The following is a 25,610-nucleotide window of genomic DNA, read 5'->3' on the forward strand; positions in this document are numbered from 1 at the left end:
AACCAAATCACAAAAAAAATCCGATTACCTCCTGGTAACCGGATTCTTCTCCTATATAACTCCTCTTCATCATCACGCTATATAAAACTCATTAATTCAAATAATTTTCCGCTGCGGCCACTCGCTCAGACACGTGACTATTCAACTCACTAATTGCTGCCTGAAAGTCTGCACTAGAATTCAAGAATGTATACCCCTCAACTTCGGCAGTAGCATAAGGTTCTACTAATGAAGCGTAGGCAGCATATTCAGATTGCATAGCACTTACTGTGAATACGTTGTTTACAAATTCCTGTACATAGCTATCATATTTTGCTTTATAGGTTGCGTCCTCATACAAATAACCTATTAACGGCCATTCTGTGTCATTTAAATCAGAGAAATCCAAAGCCAAGGAACCCTGCTGATTTCCACTCTGTAGCGCTTCGTTATTATCCCAAGGAATCCATGCTAACTTTTCTGTATCAGGATTGTTATATAGGAAGTAGTTATGCGTCATTCTACCATAGGTATCCCAATTTTGGATAACCGTATTCACTGCTAAATAGTTTAAGAATGTATCCGTATCAAAAATAGTCTCCAAATTGGTACGCCAAGCTTCTGGATCCGTTGTGCGGTTATCTGCATGCAATGCTGCAAAAAGATTTTCAATATCAGAAAAATCAGCTTCATCCTCATTGGTTTTCTTTACGAATACATCTTCTGAAAAAGTACCTTCTGCAAAGCTAGCACCATCGCCATCTGGCTTGTATAAATTCCCGTCATTATCCGAAAACTGTGTGTCTATTACCGTATCATCCACTTCTTCTACCATGGTATACACTCCAAAGTATTCAGGACCGTCTCCATGATCAACATACACTTCATAGATAGACGCATGTGAGCTGGCCAAACCTGCTTCCCTAAATACATCTGTTGCTATTTTTTCGCGCAACATAGATTTATCATTGTAGTTATTCTTTAGGCTTAATTTCTTGAAACCATAAAAACGTTGATTATCTATTTGCGGATATTCATCTTCAAATTCATCAAAATCTAACTTAAACGATAATTTTAAAATACCAGCTGACCAGCTTGACTGTAAACTAGAATTACCTTTAAAACGTAATCCTACGCGGTACCATTCCTTATCTTCAAAAAGTACTTCTCCTGGCACGAAAATAGGATCTTCATCTGTCTCTACTAATCCACCACCACCTGGACCTCCTGATCCAGGACCACTGATACCACCAAAATTGCCATAAAGGGAAGTCATGTCGTCCAACATGCTCTGCCAACGTTCTTCTGTAATTACAAGATCTAAACGTTTTACCGTATTGTCCTCAAAAACCACATCAAAATTAGGGTCTGCAGATTTGCTATGGGTAGCATCAGTCCAGTCTGTTGCATCAAAGTCAGTATCATCATAAGATTCTACATAGGTCGTTTCATCTTGTTCATCCGTTTGGTCATCTACCACTTCTGCATTTTCAGAATCTTCATCTGTAGTGATGGTATCATCATCTGCACAGGAAATTGTGAAGGTAAAATGGATAGCTAATAGTAGCAGTATACTTACTTTTTTCATTCTATATTCAGTTTATTAGTTTTTGTTATTGGGTAAAGATGCAGAGAAGAAGAATAGCAATTTTATAGAATCTGTGAATGCGGTGGTCTTTTCAGTGAATGGTGATTTCTGGTCTATGGACAATTTCAAAATATCAACGCACTAGTACTAAAACCAGTATTGGCCTGAACATATCATCTTAGTAAATAGCTTAATGCAGTGTATCGAAAAAATGTAGCTATACATACTTTTCATTTTAAAATTGAGTTTGATTTTATAGCTAAAACTTCAAACCTTTCAAATGAAAAATATATCATTCTACCTACTTCTCTTTACTATCCTCTCTGTAGTTTCCTGTAAAAAAGATGTTTTAAACTTGGGCACAGAAGACACCACATCAGAAACCGAGAAGGAAGATCTTGATGAGCAAGGTTTACCTAAAATAGAATTCCAGGCAGAATTACCCACAGTAACCAACAGCCTAGAATATACCATAGACATAGACCAATGGGACATTCCTAATGACGGAACGGACGCCGTTAAAACCACAGCTAATTTACAGGCCGCTATTGATTGGGCCCATGAAGAAGAATATGGCCGAGTTATATTGCCTGAAGGTACTTTTTTGGTAGGTGAAGACGTAAATGAAATTTACCAAGGTGGTATTGAAGTCCATGACAATACGGAGTTTGTTTTTAGTGAAGGAGCTATTCTAGAAATAGATACCAATAACAAATGGAACTATTGCGTAATGAGCCTAGATGGGGATAATATTATTATTAGAGATGGTATTATTCAAGGTGATAGAGATACACATGTTTTTACACCTCGGGAAAGTGATGGGAATATATCTCATGACGAAGGCCATGGTATTTGTGTTTGGAACGATAGTAATGTGGTGCTTGTAGATAACATGATCATTAGAAACACCACAGGCGATGGTTCTCTAGTTTTGGAAGCCACGGACGTTACGTTTACCAACAACAATATCTATAACAATAGAAGGCAAGGTATTTCTATTGTAGGTGGTATACGCGTTACCATTACCGATAATGAAATTCACCACATAAATGGTACGAGCCCACAATTTGGAATTGATATTGAAGGTGCTGGCCGTGTAGATGAAGATATCCTGATTCAGAACAACTATTTTCATCATAATAAAGGAGGAGATATTGTAAACACCAGTGGGAAAAATGTATATATTTTAAATAACATTTTGGAACAAGGCAAAGGCAATGATTATATAGATGGGCCATTAGTTTCTTGGCATAAAACCCATAACGTCATTGCTAGAAACACCATTACCATGGACACCGGTTCGGTTAATGGCAGACTAGGTTATATTCAATATTCTGGCGGAGGTGACAAAGGACATAATCGGGCTACCTATGTGCATGATAATGTTTGCAATAATTGCGGAATGTATATGTACAAAAGCTCTGATGCCGATGTTCGTAGAAATAAGTTCTATGGCTATTTTATGGCTTTTTCGGATTTTAAAAATGTAACCTTAATCGATAATCTAGTGACATATTCCGAAGAGCATACCAACCTCAGATATTGCTGGTCATACCGCTTCAAAGATGCCACAGGAGTTGCAACTGATAATTATTTAGGCGACGAACTCCAAGATCTTCCATTAACTACAACAGAACCCTACACCATGCAATGTGTATTGGATGGATGGTAAGAAACAAGAAAATAGTGATTTGAAGTGGGTATCACCATAGAAAAATGGTATACTCCTACCCTATTACAACAATAGTATTATTGAACTACAATGCCCCTTTTGACTATATATTTTATATCCTGAGTATTACCAATGTCCTCTAATGGATTTGTATTTAGGATTTCCCCTTGCTTTCTATATCGTGCATCCATTACTATAATTTTGTTTACATTGCACACCATACTAACTAGTATTTTTTATGACAAAAGCATCTAATACTCGACTTACCATACTTCAAAAAGCATTCGATTTAATTTATAAAAAAGGATATCAAACCACTAGTATAGATGAAATTATTGCAACAACTAATGTTACGAAAGGCGCTTTCTACTATCATTTTAAAACAAAGGATGAGATGGGTATTGCTGTTATTAAAGAGATTGTTAAACCTGCCATGCATAATTCGTTAATTACACATTTAGAAAACGCTACAAAACCACTGGAGGGAATCTATCTTATGACAAAATCCCTTCTCTTAGAAAACTCTTTTTTAAAATTCGAGTATGGTTGCCCTGCCAGTAATTTATCACAAGAAATGGCGCCTTGGAATACTGAATTTTCTACGGTATTAAATGAGATAACACTAGAATGGTTGACCACAATAGAAAATGTTATAAAAAAAGAGATTGTAAACGGTACCGTAAAAGCTGAAATAAATCCCAAACAAGTAGCCTATTTTGTGATTTCTGGTTACTGGGGCATTCGGAATTTTGGAAAAATAACCAATAACATAGATTGTTATCATTCTTATTTACAAGAACTTAAACTCTACTTAGAAAGTTTGAATTCATAATTCAACTCAAAACATACTAACTAGTATGTTATTTATTATCTTTGCATCAATATTTAATTTATATATTGATGTATCAATCGTTTACATACGTTCACTCCATTGTTAGATGGCTTGTTTTATTCAGCCTTATCTATTCAGTATACAGGGCATACAAAGGGTATTTTCAAGGTTTAAAGTTTACCGAGCGAGATAACCTTACAAGACATTGGACCGCTACAATAGCTCATATTCAATTGGTTATTGGTATTATATTATATAGTCAAAGTCCTACCATAAAATACTTCTGGGAAAACTTCGATCAAGCCATAACAGACTTAGAGTCCACTTTTTTTGGGTTAATACACATTATACTCATGTTATTAGCCATAGTTTTCCTAACAATTGGCTCTGCGTTAGCAAAACGAAAACCTACAGACAGCGCAAAGTTCAAAACCATGTTGATTTGGTTTTCACTAGCACTTTTAATCATTTTTATTGCTATTCCTTGGCCGTTTTCACCATTAGCACATAGACCTTATATCAGATAATCATGGGAAATCTATTTAAAACAACTATTGGGAGATTACGTATTATAGCCTATTTAGAAGGTATTTCTCTTTTGATACTGGTTTTTATTGCTGTACCCCTTAAATATTATTTTCAGAATCCTAGCTTAACTAAATCTCTAGGTCCTATTCATGGAGCTTTATTTTTACTTTTTATTATTAATACGCTCAGTGTAGGTATTGAACAGAACTGGAAGTTTAGTAAAACAACTTGGAAAGTGATTTTGGCCTGTTTCATCCCTTTTGGGACTTTCTATATTGATAAAAAAATCCTTAGTAAACTAAACTCATAACATGGTATTTGTCTTTAAAACAAGTGTTCAATCTAGTTCCCAAATAAAAAGCCTAAAACCCATTCTTGATAGATTACTAGAAGGGTGTAAATGGAATTTTGATTTAGAAGATTGTGATAATATCCTAAGGATAGAAAGTAAATACGATTTAGTTAATAACGTTGTAAACGTATTAAAAAATCAAAATTTTGAATGTGTAGAACTTAAATGAACTTCTTAAAAAGATTTAGAGAAATATAGCCCAACATTTCCTGGAGCATAACGAGGAACCAGTGTTACATCTTTAAATTTTAAGAAAGGATTCCATTTCCACAGATAATCAAAATGATAGACGAGTTTTGTGACCAAGATTCCTATGCCAGCGCCTGCCAATATATCCGAAATAAAGTGCTTATTATTGAATAATCTTAGCCCTCCCGTAATCGTAGCGAAACCATAACCACTATAAGCCACATAAGGGTTAGTGTTCTTATATTCTTCATAAACAGCAGAACCTGATGCAAATGCAATGGAAGTATGCCCGGATGGAAAAGCATTGTCATTAGATCCATCAGGCCTTATTTTATACACTGAATTTTTTATGGCTCTGGTTACCACATCCGTAAGTATCATGGATACCGCTAGATTTTTGGTTTGATCGAACCAATGGTGTTTTGCTTTTACTCCAGCTACGTTCGCAACAAAAATAGTAGCTACAGGAGCATAACGTGTATAATCATCCAAATGTGTTCGGAAATCATTGCCCACCCAACCCTGAGCGGTTTCATGAAGATTTTTTTCAAAATTACTGTCCGATAATAGTATACCTGCGGTGAGCAAAGAAAGAGGGACTATTGTTTTTTTAAACAACTTCTTTTTGGGTCGAATCTGCAAACTATCAACTTGGGCAACTAGACTTCCAATGGTACAAAATGTTAGAAGTACAGCAATTTTTATTTTCATATTCAGATGGTGTTGGGTGAACCATTATAAACCCTGAAACCCCAACCTGTATGGTGTTCAAAACCTTTTGGTACCGTAACAATATACTAAATGTTTTAAAAATATTTTTTTTGATATCCATTTAGAATCTAAAGTTACGAAAAGGCTCTCATATATTAAGCCGTCTAAGCTGTCACATAATTTGGTTAACAAAATACAGATACATGGTTATATGTAGTTTCGTTGTCTTGAAGTTTTAATTCAAATCTGTGAAGTATGGGGCCTGGAGCGATCACGACTTGACGATTGGTCTACGTTGTACTATCCTTCAACACAGAACTGAGTTAAAAAACAACTATGGACCTTATTAATTTTAAAACGGTTTTGTTCTTCAGGCAAACGAACAACCCTCGTTTTTTTTAGGGTCTGAAAACAATTTTTGGGGCTTGAAACTGCATTTTAAAGATTACCGCATGAATCTCAATGAAGTTATATAGAAGAAAAAAGGCTTCTATACTATATTCTAATTCGTATTTTTCGTTATTTCAAGCAATAATACTTCTTCAGGATTTATAGAAAAAGTAGGATTCATTTTTTCACCATTCAGAAGATTAACGCATTTAACATCATTAGAAACGCCTCTAATACCTACTGTAACTTGTGAAGTTTTGTTACCTATATTCAAAACATTAATTACATACCGTTCATCTTCATCTTTGTAAGACCGCCATACGCACCTTTTTTTATTGCCAGTATTGTGCTCATTTAAAGTTAACGGAGGTAATTTATTCTGTGATGAAATTTTATGCATCGCAGTCCTATTCATATTTTCTGGAGTATCCATCACCCTTAAACTACCTTTTCCTTGCACAAGATTTTGTCTATGCAATACATCATATTCGTTTTTCTTCAGACTTAACGTATCCATAATTATAGTACCTCCATTATCTAAATAAGACTGTAAAGCATTCAGTTCTTCCGTGGTTACATATTCGGTATTTTTTATCAGAACAACTTCCCATGTACGATTGTCATTTTTCTCAAGAATGTCCTTTGTAGCAAAACCAATGGACAAGCCTTCAAAATAAAGTTCTTCATAAGACTTAAATATACCATCCATATATTGCAGTTTATTTATAGCAGAAGTTTCGGAATAGAATAAACGTATGGGCTGTTCCAGGTGTTGTAAAGCATCAATATCTTCTGAATGTGTATTTAAATCCATAAAGGTTTTTGAAATCTCATTTACCACTCTAGGCTGATTTATAAGAGAGGCCGCAATATCTTCTCCCTTGTTTTGAAGACTTCCATTATTCTCTCTAGGCCAAAACCATGACTGAACAGAATTCATACCTTGCAAAACGGCTAACCAGTATATGGAACGCACATAAGAAGGTTCCAAAAAAAGGTCTGTAAAAGCTGTACTTTGCAAAAAATGTCCTTCTGAATTATAGTTTACTTTTTTGGGTGAAACGGACCTAAAGAAATCATAGGTCATAGCCATATCACGCCAAAAATAGGCGTATCTTTTTGTCCAATCGTACGGACCTCCCCACCTAAATGATTTTTTTGCTCCGGCATCATTGCCAATGTTAGATGTAAGTCTGGTCAAGGCTTCAAAATCCAGACCATTTCCTCTACCATTTTGAGACCAATGCATTGGAATAAGTTTTATATGGGTCATGGCTCCAGAATCGTATTTCTTTACTTCACTATCTAAAAAAGTAAACCAATTGGTAACCCTGTCTTGGTTAAACTTAATAATATCGTAACCAATGGGCTTCCCCCTTTCACCATCCTCCATAGGAAAGGATTCAATATCTATTTCATCAAAGCTAGAATAATCCTTACCCCAGAGTGTATTAAAAGCTTCTATATTTCTATGTTTCTTCTTTAACCAAACCCTTAAACTATCTTTGGCATAATCTGAAAACTGTACTATTTCCCAATTTCCCGTCAGGTTCCAATGTGGTTCATTAGTTAACATGTAACCTTGCTTTGTATAGTTTTTACCCTTTATTAACGGAACAATTCCCGAGAACAATTTTTGGATAATTTCACGAGAAGCAGGATTGCTTATGTCATAACCGGTATACAAAGCCTTCCCTATATCTACTTTTGGGAATTTTGATTCTAACCATGATGGAATATTTTTATGGCCAATAAAAGTAGTGCCGAAATTACCAGATGGTTTTTGTTTCAAATATTTCTTAAGCTGGTCCGCTATTGCTCCTTGTTCACTAACTACCGCTGTAGGATCAAAATAAAACCCATCATAAGCTCCAAAATAATCCTCTAATGAAATAACACCCGCCTTTTTTGGCTGCCAAGTATAATCGGCCAAGAATACTGGTTTTTCATTATATACAAGTCTATTGGTGTCATAGGATATTTTACGCCAATCTATAATGGGTGAAGGTTGCCTACTAATTTCACCAGATAACAAAGCTTCTAAAGTTGTGATGCTTTCGGTAAGCATGGTAATGACTTCACTTCTCTCATACGTAGGCAAGTGTTGAGCTAAATTCTCTGGCGTTGTTTGAAAAAATTCATGCAATCCATCAAACATCTCCGTATAAACAGGGGTGTTTTCTTCATCCCAATTAGCATATAACAAAAATGTTTTTGCCAAGCTAATCGTCATTTTCTCTTGCTCTGTAGAAATACCTTGAGATTCTGCTGTAACAATCAAGGCTTCAACGCTATCTATTTTTTTAAGCGCTCCCGCCTCTGTTCCTTTATAATCTTCAATGTAAACCCTAGGTTCCCTAACATGCTGAGCACAGACAATATTATAGCTGAATAACAGAATAAGAAGTACACTCAGGTTGTATATAATTTTCATTCTAGATACTAATTTTTCGATGCATAAAAATCACCCCCTGTATTTCAAAACAGAGGGTGGATTACTCCTAACACAACTTATATTCGTTCTGTTTAATTTAGACGTTACTATCTTGGTTCTAAAGCTAGTATTTGAATATCATCTATATAAAAAGTTTGAGGTCCATTTACCGCTACGTTATCTGCCGCCTCCATTTGAATATCAAATTTATCCATTGGCCCGTCCGTAGTTATATCATGATAATAGGTCACCCATTCATCATTAGGTATATCATCAAAATTCCATTGAAGTACAGTCCAAGGTGGGTTTACAATAGTACGTAAAGCATATACCGTAGAGCCTGAAGGTCTATAGAATTTCATAGCAATACGATAACTCCCAGCAGGAATTGGACTTGTAAAAGAATCTCCTGGACCCCATAGGTTTGATTTACCAGGAACGTTTTCATAGGCATCCACTTCATAACGCATAGTTCGGCTACCAGCAGCAGTTGCAATTTCATCGGTACTCCAGAAAGAAGGTTTATGTTGACTCCACCAACCAGCAGTGTTTCCTCCATTACCCCGATCTTCTTCCGTCTCAAAACTAAAACGCGGATCGTTCCCTACTAGGCTTTCCTCAAAATATGGACTAACGGCCTTCTCTGTAAAAGGCTGTAAAATCCTTTCATCCGTAGATTTTATATTTCCGCCTATGTAAGAGACCAAAATTTTATCAGTATTGTATATAGGCTCTGCCAACCTCAGCTCTAAAAATGTATCATCATCACTTCTCACCCCTAAAGATTCAACAGCTATATCTTGTTCAAAACCAGAAACACTGTTGCTAACATGTACCGTAAAATTGACATTTTCACCTGCTAACGAAGATGCCATAACACCCCCTGTTAACTGTAGACTAAGTAGTTCTTCTTCATTCTCCATTACGTTTCCTAATATCTCATAAGGAGCAGAAGAAGCTATTACATTTACTCTTAACGGTATTGGCTTGGAAGTAGTCCCAACCGGTAGCGGATCTATTCTTTGAGACACCAATGACCCCACGTTCGTTAACGTACCATATTTTAAAAAGGTAATCTCAACTATTGAGTCATTAGAAGACCCAGGAGTCCCGGAAATATTCCACGTTCTTGCATTTGGTCTTCCAACTGTAGTAAGGTCTACGAATTTTAATGACGTATTTACTTCAACATCAATAATAGGCCATGTTTCCGAATTGGATAAATCCGGCATATCATCTTCTGAGACACTCAAAATTTCCTCTTCGCCCTTATAGACCTTAAAGCTGGGCTGCAACTTATCTTGAATAACATCTACCTCAAAACATCTAGTAAACACCCATAGATCTCCTTCTTTTACAGACTCAACAGGACCTTCTTCTGATTGAAAAACCACCTTCTCCGAAAACGTGTTTTTGAGGCAAACCCGTTTTTCTCCTTCTTCCGTAAACAAAACATGGACTGTTTCCTTATCCGATAATTTTTGCACATCAGGATCGATAAAAAGAGGTAAGGAATCATTACTGCTAAACTGACCTTTTAAAAAATGAGTCCCTTCATCAATACTCCATTCATGTGTTAATGCGCCTTGGCTTGTATCCATAAAGGAAATATACTGCCCCGTAGTTTTTACATAAAGACCACCAGGATGAATACTGGTGTACCAAGAAATATCAGATAAAGTATCTGGTGCCACATATTCATCATCGTCTTGACAAGCCGTACTTAAAAGGAGTATAAAACAACCTATTAATAGTTCTATTTTTTTCATAATATATTTTCTAATGATTGACGTTAATTGATACTAGAATTACTTGTTTCTTCGCTCAATGGAATAGGTAAATAATCATGTAATTCCGGAATATAATTTTGACTTGTTAAATCATATTCAAAATCAACTTTCATTTTAAAGTTTTCAGGTTCTGGTCCGATCTGTATTGATGCATCGCTCGTTTCCGCCTTGCCTAGCAGGGTGTGATATTCATAATCAACAGCGTAATACTCTTCTTTAGCCAATCGCTCAAAATTACTTTTGGCAATATTCCATCTACGTAAATCCGTCCATCTAATAGAAAAACCTTCATTTGATAATTCTAAAGGTTTTTCCGTATACATTAGATGGTTCATTAGAGATTGAGGTGTATAAACCACATTGTCATAAGTATGCTCAGAATCTAACGGATTACCCAAAAGAACTAGCCCCCATCTCTCTCTTATCTTGTTGATGTCTGCAATAGCATCAGTTATATTCCCCGTGTTTATATGGCATTCAGCTCTCATTAAATAGACATCGGCCAAACGGTTTATAACCACATTTTTCCCGGAATTCCATCCCCCTTCAGGATTATCATTCTCATCTTCTAAATGGTCTGAATTTAAATACTTTTTACAATGACCAAACCCCCACCCTGTAGCGCTTTTCTTCATTTTCTCACTAACATTATAGTTAAGATAGAATGGGGTTTGTTCATCTTCTACCAAGGTTACCATATGAGAAGCTCTTAAGGGTACATTCCGCATAGTTTTACCATTAATTATGTCCATGTAAAAATTTCTGTCATCAAGAGGATCCATGGGTTCTGTTTTGTATTCGTATTGAATCCATGCAGGCATTGAAACATAGACTCCTCCAAAAAGGGTAGCTAGTCTATTGGTCTGGCTTAATTCATCCCACTGTCCCAATTCTGATCTATGGGTCGTATTGTAAGCTATCTCAAATATCGACTCTTTATTGAATTCCCCCTCCTTTGTAAATAGAAGGCTAGGGTCAACCAGTTCATAACCATATTCAGTATTGTCTATTACGTCATTAAAATATACAAGGGCTTGTCCATAATCTTCTTCGTATAAAAAACTGGTTCCCAATATGGTGGCCGCCGTTCCCGCAGTAACACGCCCAATAGTAGCACCTCCCCCATCATATTGTAATGGTAGGTTTGTATAGGCATACTTAAGGTCTGTTCTAAAAAATTCTATAACATCCGCAGACGCGGATACTGCTTTGTTAAAATCTTCTTGCGTAACGGGCACCTTCTCTCTTATTATTATGTTCCCTTCATTAAAAGAAGTATGTAAATAGAAATGAAATAACCCTCTAAAAAAACGGGCTTGCCCCATTTGAACAGTCCACTCTTCTTCGTTCACAGTACCTTCTAGTTTATTTAGGGCTTCAATAACCTGATTTGCCCTAAAAATACCCTGGTAGAGAGCTTCCCATTTATTTTTTATGGAATTATCGCTATTGGTATACGTTTTATAATAATACGTTCTTCCCTGTTCGTTTCCAGGAGTAGGCCTTCCATAACCCGGCCAGCCCATATCTGAACGCCAAGACTCCTCTAAAAGACTTAGAACATTATGATTTAAAAGTGTAGCGTATATGGCATTTACACCACTATCCGTTTCGTCTAAATTTTTCCAATAATTGTCTGTCGCGATTACATTGGGATTGGTCTCCGCCAAGAATTCTTGATTCTCACATGCACTTAAGGCGGCAACCATGATTAGAATGCTAAGTATTCGTTTCATGTTAATTGCGTTTAAAAATTAAAATTTAATCCAAAAATATATTGAGAAGTAACCGGGTAATTCCCTTTGTCAAGTCCCCTAGCACTGATACCTCCTCCAATTTCCGGATCGTAACCAGAATAATCAGTAAAGGTCAGTGGATTCTGCGCGGTGAAATAGAACCTTAATTTTGATGTGCCTATTTTATCGCAAATACTTTTAGGCACACTATACCCAAGGGTGAGTGCCTTTAACCTGACATAATCTCCTTTCTCCAGCCAAAGATCAGTGAATCCCTTAAAATTGGGGTGTGACTTTGTGTCTCCTCTATAAGCAGGAATTGTAGTGCTTGGGTTTGCTTCGGACCATGCATAAACCAAATCTCTATGGCGGCCATACCCATAAGCTGTTGCTTTTGCCCCGTTCATTATTTCATGCCCAAAGGCTCCGTACCATTGCATTGAAAAATCAAAACCCTTAAAATCTGCATTTAAATTCAAGCCCACTTCGTATTCTGGTAGCCCACTACCGCTATAGACTCTATCTGCATCAGAAATATCCCCACTCCCATCGGAGTCTACATAAATTAAATCTCCCATTTGGGCATTAGGAACTAAGTTTTGATACTCCGTAAGCTTTTCGGCAGTATCGATAATACCGTTTGTTGGATACAAGAAAAAGGCTCCGGCTTCGTGCCCTTCTGCTAGTACGGTAACTTGCGAACTAGTTGTAGCTCCGCTAATTAGACCATAGTCATTAGTAAATAGAAAACCACCTTCACCGTTTATTTTAGTAATCTCATTATCCATGGTTGTGAAGGTCCCGTTTAAGCCCCAGTTAAGTTTACCTATACGATCATTGAACCCCATGGCAAACTCAAAACCAGAGTTGGTCATATTACCTACATTAAGAACTACTTGTGCATTGTTCCCTCCACCAGTAGAGCCTGGCAATACAATTGGGAATAACATATCTTGTTTTTTAGTTTGATAATATTCTGTAGTTAGTGTAAGTCTATTGTCAAAAAAGCCCAGATCAATACCAACGTTGTTCTGAATTGAAGTTTCCCATTTTACAACAGCATTCGCAAATTCTGTTTGTGTAGAACCAAAAGACAGCACATCTCCACCTTCGGGACCAAAAGCATAGTCTACACCTTGTGTTATACCTGCTGAAAAGGAGTAAGGAGAAAAACTTTGATTTCCAACGGTACCCCTACTTGCCCTTATTTTAAAATTGTTGGCTACCGGTTTCAGAGAGGACCAAAAGTTTTCATCCGAAACGTTCCATCCTACGGAAACCGAAGGAAACGTACCCCACCTATAGTCCTGTCCAAATTTTGAAGATCCATCCCTACGAACGCTAGAACTCAATAAGTATTTACCTTTATAGTCATATTGAACTCTCCCTAAAATTCCAATTAGCTTGTTCTTATAATTGGAGCCCGATCTGGCATCGGGGTTGAGTGTGGCATTATTAAGTACTTGCACATCATTACTGACCACACCATATTTTTTGGCCGTAAATTGTTTATACCCATAGCTTTCTCGGGATCCGGCAGCGGTAAATGTAATGTTGTTATCTTCTAACTTTTTGTTATAGGTTATTATACCATCATAAGTAGAGGAAGACCAATAACTGGCAATGTTTTCAACAAAACTATTGGACGGATTGCTTAACAATTCTCCAGTTTGAGAATTATAAACAGGAGTATACCCGTTAAATTTTTCCCTAAAATCATTGGCTTCGTTTATTCCTGCCCTAAATTTTAGATTTAGACCGGACAACAACTCATAATCAACATTTAAATTAGCGTAGGCTCTTGTTGTATTAGATACATCTATATTGTCAAAACTATCAATAACCCAACCTAATCTGTTCGATTCATCACCTCCCAAGGTTTCAATAGGTTCATTAATATTATCCGGTAAACCTTGTTGAGTTGGATAATACCGGATGGTCTGAGTTATGATTCCACCAGGAGACCTCTCTACCTCTTCTTTGTTCATACCTGCCGTTGCTCCTATTTTCCACCGCTTATGCTGGTACATTGTATTTATACGGGTGTTAAACCTTTTAAAGTTGGAATTAATTATAACTCCTTCCGCTTCATAGAAACCAGAAGACACATTGTATGTTATATCCTGTGTACCACCGGACACGTTTATGGTATAATCCTGTATAGCGGCATTATCTACAAATACCAATTCCGATAAATCCGTATCATATAAAAAGCCTTGTGGACTTCTAGATAAGCCAAGAACAGTAACATCGTCCGTGCTTCCCGTAACATTTCTATCTCTAACAAGATTAAAATAGGTTTGTTGTTGCGTATTCATTAATGGTGTCCCGGACGTTATTTTCTGTATACCGTAACTACCATTGAGCTTTACCTGTAACGAACCTGCTTTTCCTCTTTTGGTTGTTATTAATATCACTCCCGAAGCTCCACGTGTACCATAAATAGCAGCTGAAGCCGCATCTTTTAAAATATCTATAGATTCTATTTCTGATGGTGGTATTCTAGGGTCATCTGCCTGAGGTATACCATCTATGACATATAGTGGCGTGTTACTTCCTGAAACCGAGGTTATACCCCTAATTAAGATTTCTGAGCTCCCTCCTGGTTGTGCCGAACTAATAACATTTACCCCTGAGGCCTGACCTTGCAGTGCGTTCCCTAAATCTGATGTTACAAAATTTTCAATATCCTCTGATTTAACACTGGATACAGCCCCGGTGAGCTCTTTCTTTTTAACTGTTCCATAGCCTACAACTACTACCTCTTCCAAGTTCTCAACATCGGCTTCCATGGTAATATTATGAGTTGTTCCCGTAACGGTTATACTTTTTCTCTTCATACCTAGGTAATTGAACTCCAAGACATCGCCCGGCTCAGCAGGTATTGAATATTCTCCGTCAAAATTGGATATAACACCAACTTTTGTACCTTTTTTGATTACCGAAACTCCGGGTATGGGCATAGAATCACTACCCTCCTCTACTATAACTCCGGTAACAGTATCCTGTGCCCGTAGATTGCCTCCTCCATAGGAAACAAAGAATAGAATGGCTACACTTTGTAGAAGCCATAATCTAGTACTTTTTGATTGTTTTGTTTTTTTCATTGTTCTTATAATTGGTTATAAATTTTTCCGACTACATTTTCATGAAGTGGTTTTAGCTTCTAACTATTGTTAAATAGATAGTCGGAAACAAGTGGACTAAAACGTTGTTTGCACAACTACTAGTCCGGTCTGAGGTAAAATTTACCGAGAAGAGAAAAAAGGCTGCTCATAGTGTTCATAGTTTTAGTTTTAGAGTTAATTGAATTGAATTTCAGACATATCACCCTTGGCTTCAACAATTCTTTGGGCATCACCTTTATAAGTGTTTCCTTGAAATGTGATGTTTTTGGATGATTTTAGTTTTATTGCTGGGTTCTTTGGGTGGAGCTTCTTAAAATTATTAGAAGAGGTAATAGTGTTTCCTGTAAAACTCAGCCCGTCCGTATTTGAGATTTCTAGGATGAGGTTATCAAATTGGTCGAAAGTATTTCCCGTTATTTGAATGTTTTTAAAAGCAATATTGTCATTATCATCATCGGTTACAAAGCGAATAACTCCTCTATCAAAACCACTATGCTGACAATCTTTAAAGACATTGTTTTTTATGGTCAGGTTAGCGGCATTGCCAGATTCAAACCAGTGGCTACTTTCTACCGGCACTAAAATTGCCTCCATTTCTGTACTAAAGTAATTGTTGTCTACCACCGTTTTCACTGGATTAGAAATCAACAAACCCCTTGCACGGTTGTTGCTTATAGTGCAATTTTCTACCAGTACTTCAGGATATCCGTTTAAATTTTCTATCAGGTCACCTACAGCAAGGTTTTTCGGAAGTTTTTCTGTAAAACTGATAATATGGTATCTACCATTAATAGATTGGGTCTTTTTTATGGTTCTACGGTCATAAGGGAAAAATGAATCAGACAGTCTTACCAATCCTATTTTGTCTCCCTCTTTGCCTATACTAAAACCTTTCTGTTGAAAATGGCCCATGCGGACACCCAATCGGTAATCATCCAAAACATCTACAATCTCTTGGTAGCTACCGTGAACATTCATGGCATCGTCCAACTGATTTTTAAAGGTGCAATTTCTCAATTCCACAACTCCGCTACAACCCACAAAATGAGTAGCATCTGCAGTAGTTGAAACCATTCTATTACTTGAGGGAATCACGTTAAAGTCGTCTAAGAGAATATTTGATGAGTTTTCAGCAATAAACCCCATTCCTCCGGCGTGGTGAACAATTAAATTTTCACCTTTAAAACCATGAATATCAACCAGTCTAAATGCTGGTGCAAGCCTATTGGCGCTCTGTTCTCCCTTAGATGTAAGGATATAGCCCACAGGAGGCATTTTTTTTCCATGGTTAAAGATTCTTACCAGTCCTGGCTCTAGTTGTTCGGCTCTCAACCGTTGTTCAACCCCAATCCTGTTCTGAGGATAATCCCTAGGGTCTGTTTTATACTTGTATTTAATTTTTTCGGAATTATACTGTACCGCTTTCCTAGATATATATGTTAGATCGGTATAAGATTCCGTATCAAAAGCTATTGCCTTTCTCTTGGGGTCATAAAGTATAGTCTGCCCCAAGCTATGTTCGTAGTATTCTTTTACAAAAACTAAATTTCCGTTCCGTATTTCATATGGATATTCTTCGGATATTTTAATATCAAAAGTTCTATTCTTCTCGTCACTGGCTACGACTAAGGCTTCACTATGAAACGGTACTGCCCAATCTATACTCAGGTTTTTAACTGTAATATTGCTGCTGTTCTCCATGAGGAAAGGAATCATGACACCATGAAAAACAAACTTAGCACCTTGGCCATCTATGGTTAAATTTTTCATTCCTGATATAGGCATTGCCGTACGCACCAGTACATCGTTATGATTGGATATATGCACAAATTTCTCTAAAGCCTTATCTGGATAGAAATGGTACGTACCTGGTTCAAATTTTATTTCGGATATGGGGTACTGAGAGGCCTTTAAGATTTCCTCTAATACAACAGGTGTTGCATCACTACTATTTTCTTGTGAAAAAAAAATAGATACCCGATTTTTTTGAACTGAATTTTTCTTACATTTTACAGATATTGCACAGAAAAATATCGCAACTATAGCGTTACTCAAGCATCTTCTTTTCATTATAAGTGCTGGGGTTAATTAATATTTCTGTAAATCTTTAAAATATGTAATCATGAACTGTACTCATCAGTTCAAAAAAAGTACTATACAGTAAAAACCTTAAAAAATTAACAATTAAACAGCCCTAAACATATTTTATATACCTGAAAAACACCAATACTTCAATACATTTGATCTTTAAGCTAATTATACCAAACAAGAAATTCTTAATAATTACAAGTCCTTAGTATCTATTTCTTACGTTACCAAATGTCAAAATAAAATATGTTGAATCGATTACTTTGCTCTATACTAATAATTTGCTCCCTTTATGTAGTTAATGGACAAAAGAATAAACTGAACTATTCCCAGCAGTTTACAATTTCAGAAGGAATGGAGCATAACGGGATTACCTCAATACTCCAAGATTCTAGAGGCTACATTTGGTTTGGAACATATGACGGTCTCAATCATTATAACGGATATGAATTTAAAATTTTTAAAAACCGATTAAACAAATCCAAAGATATACTAGCGAGTAACCGTATAAGAACTATTGCGGAAGATAGAAACGGTAATTTATGGATAGGTACGGATGAAGGCATTTCACTATATAATTATCAAAACGAACGTTTTTCAAATATCTATACACATCACAAGAATGCGTCAATTCGCTCAGGGCCAATTGTACGTAAAATTGTTTTCAACAAATATAACGAATGGGTCATTTGTTTAACTGAAGAGTCTGGAATACTCATTTTTAAGGAAGATGGTAGTTTTATTAAACAACTGGCACCACTACATGACAATTCAGTTAGAAACCTCCCTTTCTATGACGGAGTACATCTTGAGAGTGATAATTATCTATTTGCATCCTCCTACGGACTATTGCTCTTTAATCTCAAAACTAAAAAATTCAAAAAAGTTTTACCTAATAAAGTAACCTATTCCAGTGCTATCATAAAAGCGAATGAAAACACATTTTTGACCACGTTCAATCATGGGCTGGGTGTAATCCATATGGAAAAGCAAGGTGATGATTTTCTTTTTAGTCTTAAGAAAAGAGAATTAAATGAAGAAACCTTTACTTGTTTGGGTATTGATAAACAAAACAATTTATGGTTAGGCACCAAAAATGACGGTATGCTTCATATAAATAGTGCGGATGCATTTATAAGCAATCTTTCTTACGAGAAATCCTATTATAGAACAGGAGCGGATTTAATACGCACCAGTTCCTTATTAATAACCGAACAGAATGGATGTTGGTTCGGAACATTCAACAAAGGTGTTTTTCAATTTAAGCTTCAACCCGCACCTTTCAATTACTATAATACCAAAATGAATTATCCCAATGGGATGTGGTCCAATGAAATTATACAAATTGAAGCATTAGACAGTAAAAGGGCTTTTTTAACTGCCAATAGCGGTGGTATTGCTTTATTGAATACCGAATCTCAGAAATTTGAACCAATCCCTTTTCCTATCTCATCAAAACAGGAAGAAAGCGGTGTGCAGATTTCCGTAGACAGTGATAAGAATATTTTGCTAAAGTATACCGGAACAAAAGGTATTACCAAGATCTCACCAACGGGTAAACTATTAACTACAATAAACTCTGATTTAATACCTTCTTTGGGCTTGTACCGATTACCGCACATCATACTAAAGGACAAACAAGCAAATTTATGGATCGGAGACAAAAGTGGGCTATATAAAATAGTATTTGATAAAAACCAAAACATAGAAGAGATAGAATCTCTCAATACCAATCCTTTACTAAAGGGCAAGCCTATTACTATGATACGGAGTCTTTATTTTGATGAAATATATAATTACGCATGGGTAGGCACAGACACCGAGGGACTATTGAGATTAGATTTGACCACAGAGAAATCACTTAAAAAAGTACCTATACAACACTATATTAACCATAGACAGGATACCACCTCATTACCGAGCAATTTTGTTAGCTGTATTAAACGTATACCTAATGGGGAGTTGTGGTTAGGTACTGAAGGTGGCGGTATAGTCAAAGTAGAAAACAGTCACAAAACACCTAAATTCATATCGTTTTCTGAAAAACAGGGACTGTCCAATAATGTGGTTAAAAATTTTCTGTGGGACCATAGTAATAATCTGTGGGTCTCTACAAATGTGGGGCTTAACAAATTTTGTGCTACGGATCAAAGCTTTAGAAAGTTCACTATAAAAGACGGGTTACCTTTTGAGGATTTTAACTATGGTGCCGTGGTTCTTGACAACGGACAGTTTATTTTTTCCGGTATTAACGGGTTTTGTTACTTTAACCCAAATCACCTACCTAATGACGAACCATTGCCCAAATTAGAGTTTGCATCGCTAAGCTTGTTTAATTCTAATATATCACCGGGAGATTCTATAAACGGACGAATATTACTCAATAAAAGGCTGGGTGAAACGCAGACCATAGACCTAAAATACAATGAAGATGTATTTTCAGTTGAAGTAAACGCATTGCATTATTCAAATGCTAAAAGTCATTATTTAAAATATAAACTCTCTCCAATTAATGAAGAATGGATATTGACCCCATCAGACCAAAAAAAAATAGCTTACAATGGTTTACAACCAGGGTCGTATGAGCTAAAGGTAATGGCTTCTAACACGCTTAACAAGTGGACTCCTCAAAAAACACTTCAGATTAATATTTCTCCTCCATTTTGGAAAACAAACTTGGCAATTCTACTTTATGTTCTTGCCCTAGTAGCTATAGTTTACATTATTTTAATTATAAAATTGAAAATGCAATCCATGCATCACGCAATAGAAATAGATAAAATAGAAATTGACAATGTTAAAAAGTTAAATGCTTCAAAACTTCGGTTTTTTTCTAATATTTCCCATGAAATAAAAACGCCTTTAACCTTAATTAATGGTCCCTTGGAAATACTATATGACCGTTATGCCAGCGACCCTGATTCGTTTAAAAAATTTAAGCTTGTTCAACGTCAAACAAACAAAATATCTGGATTACTTGATCAGGTATTGGATTTCCAAAAGTCAGAAGCTCAAGTTCTAAAACTTACATATACCGTATTTGATTTTGATTCGTTCATTAAAGAGTTGTTGACCGATTATGAGCTCATGGCCGAAAGTGAACAAAAAACACTATTGCTTGAGAAAGAAAACGTATCCGAAGTATATGTTAAAGCAGATAAGGACAAACTAGAAAAAATCCTAAACAATATTCTAAACAATGCTTTTAAATTTACTAGAAAAGCAGACACTATAAGGTTCTCTTATAAATGCAAAAACAACAATCTACTTATTACCCTTCGTGACACTGGGCAAGGCATAAAAAAAGATGATGTTGAACATATATTTAAACGGTTCTACCAATCGCAACATAAACAGATTGAATATATTGGAGGATCCGGAATTGGCCTTTCATTTTCTAAAAGACTTGTAGAGATGCACTATGGACAAATATGGGCCGCTAGTGAATTAGGTACTGGAACTGATATAAATATTTCGTTACCTGTAATTCATGAAAAAACCGAAGTGGATATTGAAGAACAAAAAGTTAAAATGATTCTAAACGCCGAAAAAAAAGCTGAAGCGAATCTTATTGAAACAAACTTCTCTAAACTCTTAAATGATGCAATTCTTGATGCAGACAAACAATTTGAAAATTCCAGTGTTTTTCTAGTAGAAGATAATATTGAAATGAAAATGTTTATCTCTGAGGTCCTTTCCAAATTCTTTATAGTCACTACTTTTTCAAACGGAAAAGAATGTCTTGAAGCCATGAAAGAGGTATGGCCAGATATTATAATAAGTGATCTTTTAATGCCTTTAATTAACGGATTACAATTATGTAAAACCGTTAAATCAGATATTAAAACCAGTCATATTCCAGTTATATTACTAACGGCTTGCACTACAATGAACGAACAGATACAAGGCGTTCAAGATGGAGCCGATGCTTACATTAAAAAACCGTTTAATACCGCACATTTGATAGCATCTGTAGAATCTTTATTACAAAATAGAAAACAATTAAGAGAGAGGTTTCAAATGAATATGCCATTAGTCTTAGCACCAAACAAAACAAGTAAGGACAATGCCATATTTATGGAGAAACTATATGAACTTATGGATGACAACCTGGATAATGCAAATTTAGATTTTAACCAAATTGCTAAAAACCTATACATAAACCGAACTCAATTTTATCAAAAAGTCAAATCCATAACCAATCAAACACCAATGGAATTGATGAAAGATTATAGAATAAAAAAGGCTGCAGACTTACTAAGAAAAAACAATTATTCAGTTAGCGAGGTATGTTTAATGGTTGGATTTAAAAGTAGAACCCACTTCACCAACCTTTTTAAAAAAATGTATAAGACCACACCTGGAAAATATGCTGTAAAGCAAGATGTGTAGTTTCTTATGATTTTCATTAATAATATATAAAAAAAAAAGGAATCTGAACGAATTATGTACCTGAACATTGACCTCCTCCCGTTAAATCAGCCCGTTTAAAATTGAAGAAAACTGAGCGAATGAATCTTCAACTTTAAACAACTATTTGCTTATGATATGAAAGGATTAAAATATTCAGAGTCGCAGATCGTATTTGCGATCAAACAGGAATTACTATATTTAACTGGACACAAAGTTAAGAGCGTGTTGGCTGTCTATATTAATTTTCTAGCCTACCAAAAGAAAAAAGAAATTACACTGTAGAGTTTAAAGAACAGGCCGTGGGACATAATTACGCAAGTAGTAGCGTTGTAGAGATATACAGAGAATTAGATATCCCTACATCGGTGTTGAGCCACTGGCGTAGAGAATCGGACACCTATGGTAAGAACAGTTTTCCTTGAAAGGGAAGCCCGAACCTGACGGACGAGCAACGTGAAATCGCAGAGTTGAAGAAAAGGTCAAGGAATACTAAACTGGAACTTCATATTCTAAAAAAGACGATAGCCGACTTTTCATAGGGCGACAGGAAAAATATGGAACAAAAAAAATAAGACATCAACTAAACGTCAATGCCTTATTCAACTAAACTAAACAACTCTCAATTGTTAATTCTATTTATGTACCAACTTGTAGGTATGTATCCAATCTACTTTCATGGTATTCAATGTACTATCTGATAAATGTTCTTTTTGTGCCAAACCGCCCAACCAATCGGCATCTACGGTCCACAGGTCCCATATGATATTTAAGTTTCTTGTAAATTCTCTCGCAGAAACCACACTTCCAGCAGGTTCTCCATCTAAATAAAACTGAATGTGGGTTGCATCTTTCCACCATACTCCAAAAGTGTGGTATTCTTCATTCCAAGGCACTCCTTTTAGCGGATTTCCATCTGATAACTTACGATTATCATAATTGCCTTTGTTGCGCTTGGTATCATCATTTACCACATGAAAGTATTGTGCGTTCATTTGCCATGGAAAATCTGGCTGACAGTCGCAAGACGGGTTTGAGTTATTCTCTATAACATCAATTTCATTTCGGTTAGAGATATTACCATTATTCAACCAAAAAGTATTGTAAGCAGATATATGTGCATTTTTAATACGACTAACCGTAAATACCGGATAATTAATTTGTTCTATGGACATTACTCGAGAACTTTGAAACCAACGTTCATTATCATCGTCCAGGGTTGCTTTTATCCAGAGATTACCATCTACAACTCCTGAATTTTCCTCTATCATTTGGACAGGAACTCCATAGTTCCATAATGATTTTGTCCATTTAGACGTGTTTAAATCGTTACTCTCAAATTCATCGGTCAGTTCATCAATGAGCTTCCACTCCATTCCTTCTGGCGCTTGTGGTGGTGTTTTTCCGGTAAAATCATATACGATATTATTATTTACATTGTCCGTCTCATTTCCCTCTTCAATACCTTCTGTAAGTGTTAGCTCTTCTTCATTCTGTAATTTTTGTTCTATTTGTTGTGGCTCAGGCTCTTCTTGGGGTTCACTCTTACAGGAAAGGCATATAAGACTGAGAATTACGGTTCCTATTTTTATAGAATTCATTGAGGCTCTTTTCTGTTTTTTTGATTTCACCAAGATACAGGATGAACCCTGTTGAAGTAAAAAAAACCACTGATCAAAAACTTGACAGGGATAAAAAACAACTGTACAATTTCTAATCATAACTTCTTAAGTTTTGATTTTATATGCATTAAAGTCAAATTGGATTTAAAACTTCAGAATTTGAAATAAACAATCCCAACCAGTTTTTGATAATAAAACGGTTACATTAGAGCAATAAAAAATCGGCTACTTAATAAGTAAATAGCCGATTTTAGTTTAGAACTGTAGTTTTATCTATATATTTTTATCCTCCAAAGCTGCCCTAATTTGCTCCCCATCCCAATGGGTGTCAAACTCAACAATACCTCTTTTAAAATCTTGTTCTAATAACTTTTCCTGTTGCTCTAATTCCTTACGGGCCTTAAAAATATAATTTTCATCACCAATTTTCTTCTCTTTAGCCAAACGTTTAAGGCTGTCCTCATCGTACCTAATAAAATTTTGAACCTGACGTTGTAACGTATATTTTCTAAAGCCCATTTGGCTGAGAACTTCACTTGCCAATTTTAAAGAAGTTTCTAAAGATTCTCTATAAATATGGTCTATTTCCATATTCAAAAACTCATAAGCGGCATACCTATCTCTAGCTCTGACCATTAATTTTACTTTCGGGTATTTGCTCTTTACGGCTTTTGCCAGTTGTTTTATTACCTCAGGATTGTCCATTGCACAAATAAGAATATTCGCCTCTGCAATACCTGCAGATTCTAGTAAATCCGTTCTTGTGGCATCTCCATAATACACCTCAAAACCCATTTTACGTAAAAAATCCACTCTGTTAGAATCATGGTCCAAAATAGTAGCTTCTACACCGTGAGTACGTAAAAAGCGACCAATAGTACTCCCAAAATGACCAAAACCGACTAAAATTACCTTCTGTGATTTCGCAATATGATCCATTGGTCTTTTTATAGATTCCCTAGTGCCTAATCGTGGTAACAAAACCCTTTCGTTTATTATTCCTATTATAGGCGTGATAGTCATGGTTAATGCCGTGACCACTAGCATAATATCTAGTTGCTCTTGTTCTAAAATATTTAAGGAAAAAGCAAAGGACAACAGTACAAAAGCAAACTCCCCAATCTGGGACAAACTAAATGTTAGTAGTAGTTTCTGATTTAGTTTTAATTTAAAAAAAGAACCTGTAACAAATAAGACCAATGCTTTTAAGACAATAACCGCTACCAGAATACCACCCACCGTTAACGGGCTTTTAGCAATGACTATAAAGTTTATGGAAGCCCCAACGGCCATAAAAAACAAACCCAAAAGTAAATTTTTAAAAGGCTCTAATGTGCTTTCTAGCTCATGTTTAAATTCACTGTTAGATAAAACCACCCCCCCTAAAAAGGCGCCCAAAGCTGGACTCAAACCAACCAATTCCATCAAGAACGAGATACCAAAAACGATAAGCAAGGCTGCAGCTATCAGCAATTCCCGAACTCCTGTTTTTGCGACTTTACGTAATAAGGGTACAATCAAGAAACGTCCTGCTACTACAATAGTAGCAACAGAAACCAAAATAGCCAAGGTTTGCAAACCCAAAGGTAAATTCTGAAGTAAATTAGTGTGTTCCTCGCTATTTTCTAATGGAGTTATATCTGTATTAGCCAACAATGGCAGAGCTCCAAGCATAAAAATCACAATGATATCTTGAAACAATAAAATAGAAAATGAAGATGTTCCAAAAGTAGTATTCAATAACCCTTTTTCTTTTATGGTTTGTAACGCTATTGCTGTAGAAGATAAGGCTACGGCCATGGAAAATGTTAAAGCTACCTTCCAATCAAAACCAAAAAATAGGAATAAAAAGTAGGAAATTAGCATGGTTCCAGCCACTTGAATGCCGCCCATTCCTACAATAGTCTTCCGCATTTTCCAGAAGTTTTTAGGCTCAATTTCCAACCCTATTAAAAATAGCATCATAACGACACCAAACTCAGCAAAATGAAGAATATCTTCTCCTTCATTTCCTATAAAACCTAGTACGTAAGGACCTATTAAAACTCCAGCCAACAAATAGCCCAAAACAGAACTTAGTCCCAGACGTTTAGCTATGGAAACACAAATAATTGCACCTAATAAAAAAACTATGGCTTCAAAAAGAATATTACCTGTCATA

14 protein-coding genes and 1 pseudogene are annotated in these 25,610 nt (G+C 35.9%); 6 read left to right on the forward strand and 9 right to left on the reverse strand.

Annotation, left to right across the window (positions count from 1 at the left end; all coding sequences use genetic code 11):
* Positions 1-91: 91 nt before the first annotated feature.
* Positions 92-1,567 (reverse strand): CotH kinase family protein, encoded by a 1,476-nt coding sequence (locus IWC72_RS16690; protein WP_194530553.1) that lies wholly within the window; start codon positions 1,565-1,567, stop codon positions 92-94.
* A 280-nt stretch (positions 1,568-1,847) separates the two neighbouring features.
* Here IWC72_RS16690 and IWC72_RS16695 point away from each other — a divergent pair, with 280 nt between their 5' ends.
* From IWC72_RS16695 to IWC72_RS16710, 4 genes are all read left to right on the forward strand, one after another.
* Entirely contained in the window at positions 1,848-3,239 is a 1,392-nt protein-coding gene (locus IWC72_RS16695; RefSeq protein ID WP_194530554.1) for a right-handed parallel beta-helix repeat-containing protein, read from the forward strand.
* A gap of 238 nt (positions 3,240-3,477) precedes the next feature.
* Positions 3,478-4,071: a TetR/AcrR family transcriptional regulator gene (locus IWC72_RS16700; protein ID WP_194530555.1), complete on the forward strand. Its 594-nt coding sequence runs from the start codon at positions 3,478-3,480 to the stop codon at positions 4,069-4,071.
* A 68-nt stretch (positions 4,072-4,139) separates the two neighbouring features.
* Positions 4,140-4,598 (forward strand): hypothetical protein, encoded by a 459-nt coding sequence (locus IWC72_RS16705; RefSeq protein WP_194530556.1) that lies wholly within the window; start codon positions 4,140-4,142, stop codon positions 4,596-4,598.
* A gap of 2 nt (positions 4,599-4,600) precedes the next feature.
* Complete coding sequence (locus IWC72_RS16710; protein ID WP_194527319.1) at positions 4,601-4,909, forward strand: DUF3817 domain-containing protein; 309 nt, start codon at positions 4,601-4,603, stop codon at positions 4,907-4,909.
* 216 nt (positions 4,910-5,125) lie between these two features.
* Here IWC72_RS16710 and IWC72_RS16715 read toward each other — a convergent pair whose 3' ends face one another.
* The 6 genes from IWC72_RS16715 to IWC72_RS16740 all read right to left on the reverse strand — a co-directional run bounded on the left by IWC72_RS16715 (position 5,126) and on the right by IWC72_RS16740 (position 17,384).
* Complete coding sequence (locus IWC72_RS16715; protein ID WP_194530557.1) at positions 5,126-5,851, reverse strand: phosphatase PAP2 family protein; 726 nt, start codon at positions 5,849-5,851, stop codon at positions 5,126-5,128.
* A gap of 502 nt (positions 5,852-6,353) precedes the next feature.
* Complete coding sequence (locus IWC72_RS16720; protein WP_194530558.1) at positions 6,354-8,675, reverse strand: beta-galactosidase; 2,322 nt, start codon at positions 8,673-8,675, stop codon at positions 6,354-6,356.
* A gap of 107 nt (positions 8,676-8,782) precedes the next feature.
* A complete protein-coding gene (locus IWC72_RS16725; protein WP_194530559.1) occupies positions 8,783-10,444 on the reverse strand; it encodes a hypothetical protein in 1,662 nt (553 codons plus the stop codon).
* A 23-nt stretch (positions 10,445-10,467) separates the two neighbouring features.
* Positions 10,468-12,201, reverse strand: a complete 1,734-nt coding sequence (locus IWC72_RS16730) for a RagB/SusD family nutrient uptake outer membrane protein (RefSeq protein ID WP_194530560.1) — start codon at positions 12,199-12,201, stop codon at positions 10,468-10,470.
* Positions 12,202-12,212: 11 nt separating this feature from the next.
* Positions 12,213-15,308, reverse strand: coding sequence for a SusC/RagA family TonB-linked outer membrane protein (locus IWC72_RS16735; protein ID WP_194530561.1), 3,096 nt, complete (start codon positions 15,306-15,308; stop codon positions 12,213-12,215).
* A gap of 195 nt (positions 15,309-15,503) precedes the next feature.
* Complete coding sequence (locus tag IWC72_RS16740; protein WP_226979609.1) at positions 15,504-17,384, reverse strand: right-handed parallel beta-helix repeat-containing protein; 1,881 nt, start codon at positions 17,382-17,384, stop codon at positions 15,504-15,506.
* Between the two features lie 279 nt (positions 17,385-17,663).
* On the opposite strand from IWC72_RS16740, the gene IWC72_RS16745 reads away from it, so the two are divergent.
* Positions 17,664-21,809 (forward strand): hybrid sensor histidine kinase/response regulator transcription factor, encoded by a 4,146-nt coding sequence (locus IWC72_RS16745; protein WP_194530563.1) that lies wholly within the window; start codon positions 17,664-17,666, stop codon positions 21,807-21,809.
* A gap of 293 nt (positions 21,810-22,102) precedes the next feature.
* Positions 22,103-22,252 (forward strand): annotated as a pseudogene (locus tag IWC72_RS16750) (transposase); the annotation flags it as partial.
* Positions 22,253-22,462: 210 nt separating this feature from the next.
* Here the strand turns inward: IWC72_RS16750 and IWC72_RS16755 are convergent.
* Together IWC72_RS16755 and IWC72_RS16760 are read right to left on the reverse strand one after the other, a co-directional pair.
* Positions 22,463-23,428: a LamG domain-containing protein gene (locus IWC72_RS16755; RefSeq protein WP_194530565.1), complete on the reverse strand. Its 966-nt coding sequence runs from the start codon at positions 23,426-23,428 to the stop codon at positions 22,463-22,465.
* Between the two features lie 294 nt (positions 23,429-23,722).
* Positions 23,723-25,609, reverse strand: a complete 1,887-nt coding sequence (locus tag IWC72_RS16760) for a monovalent cation:proton antiporter-2 (CPA2) family protein (RefSeq protein ID WP_194530566.1) — start codon at positions 25,607-25,609, stop codon at positions 23,723-23,725.
* Between the last annotated feature and the right edge of the window lies 1 nt (position 25,610).

It is taken from the genome of Zobellia roscoffensis (assembly GCF_015330165.1).
Classification (GTDB): domain Bacteria; phylum Bacteroidota; class Bacteroidia; order Flavobacteriales; family Flavobacteriaceae; genus Zobellia; species Zobellia roscoffensis.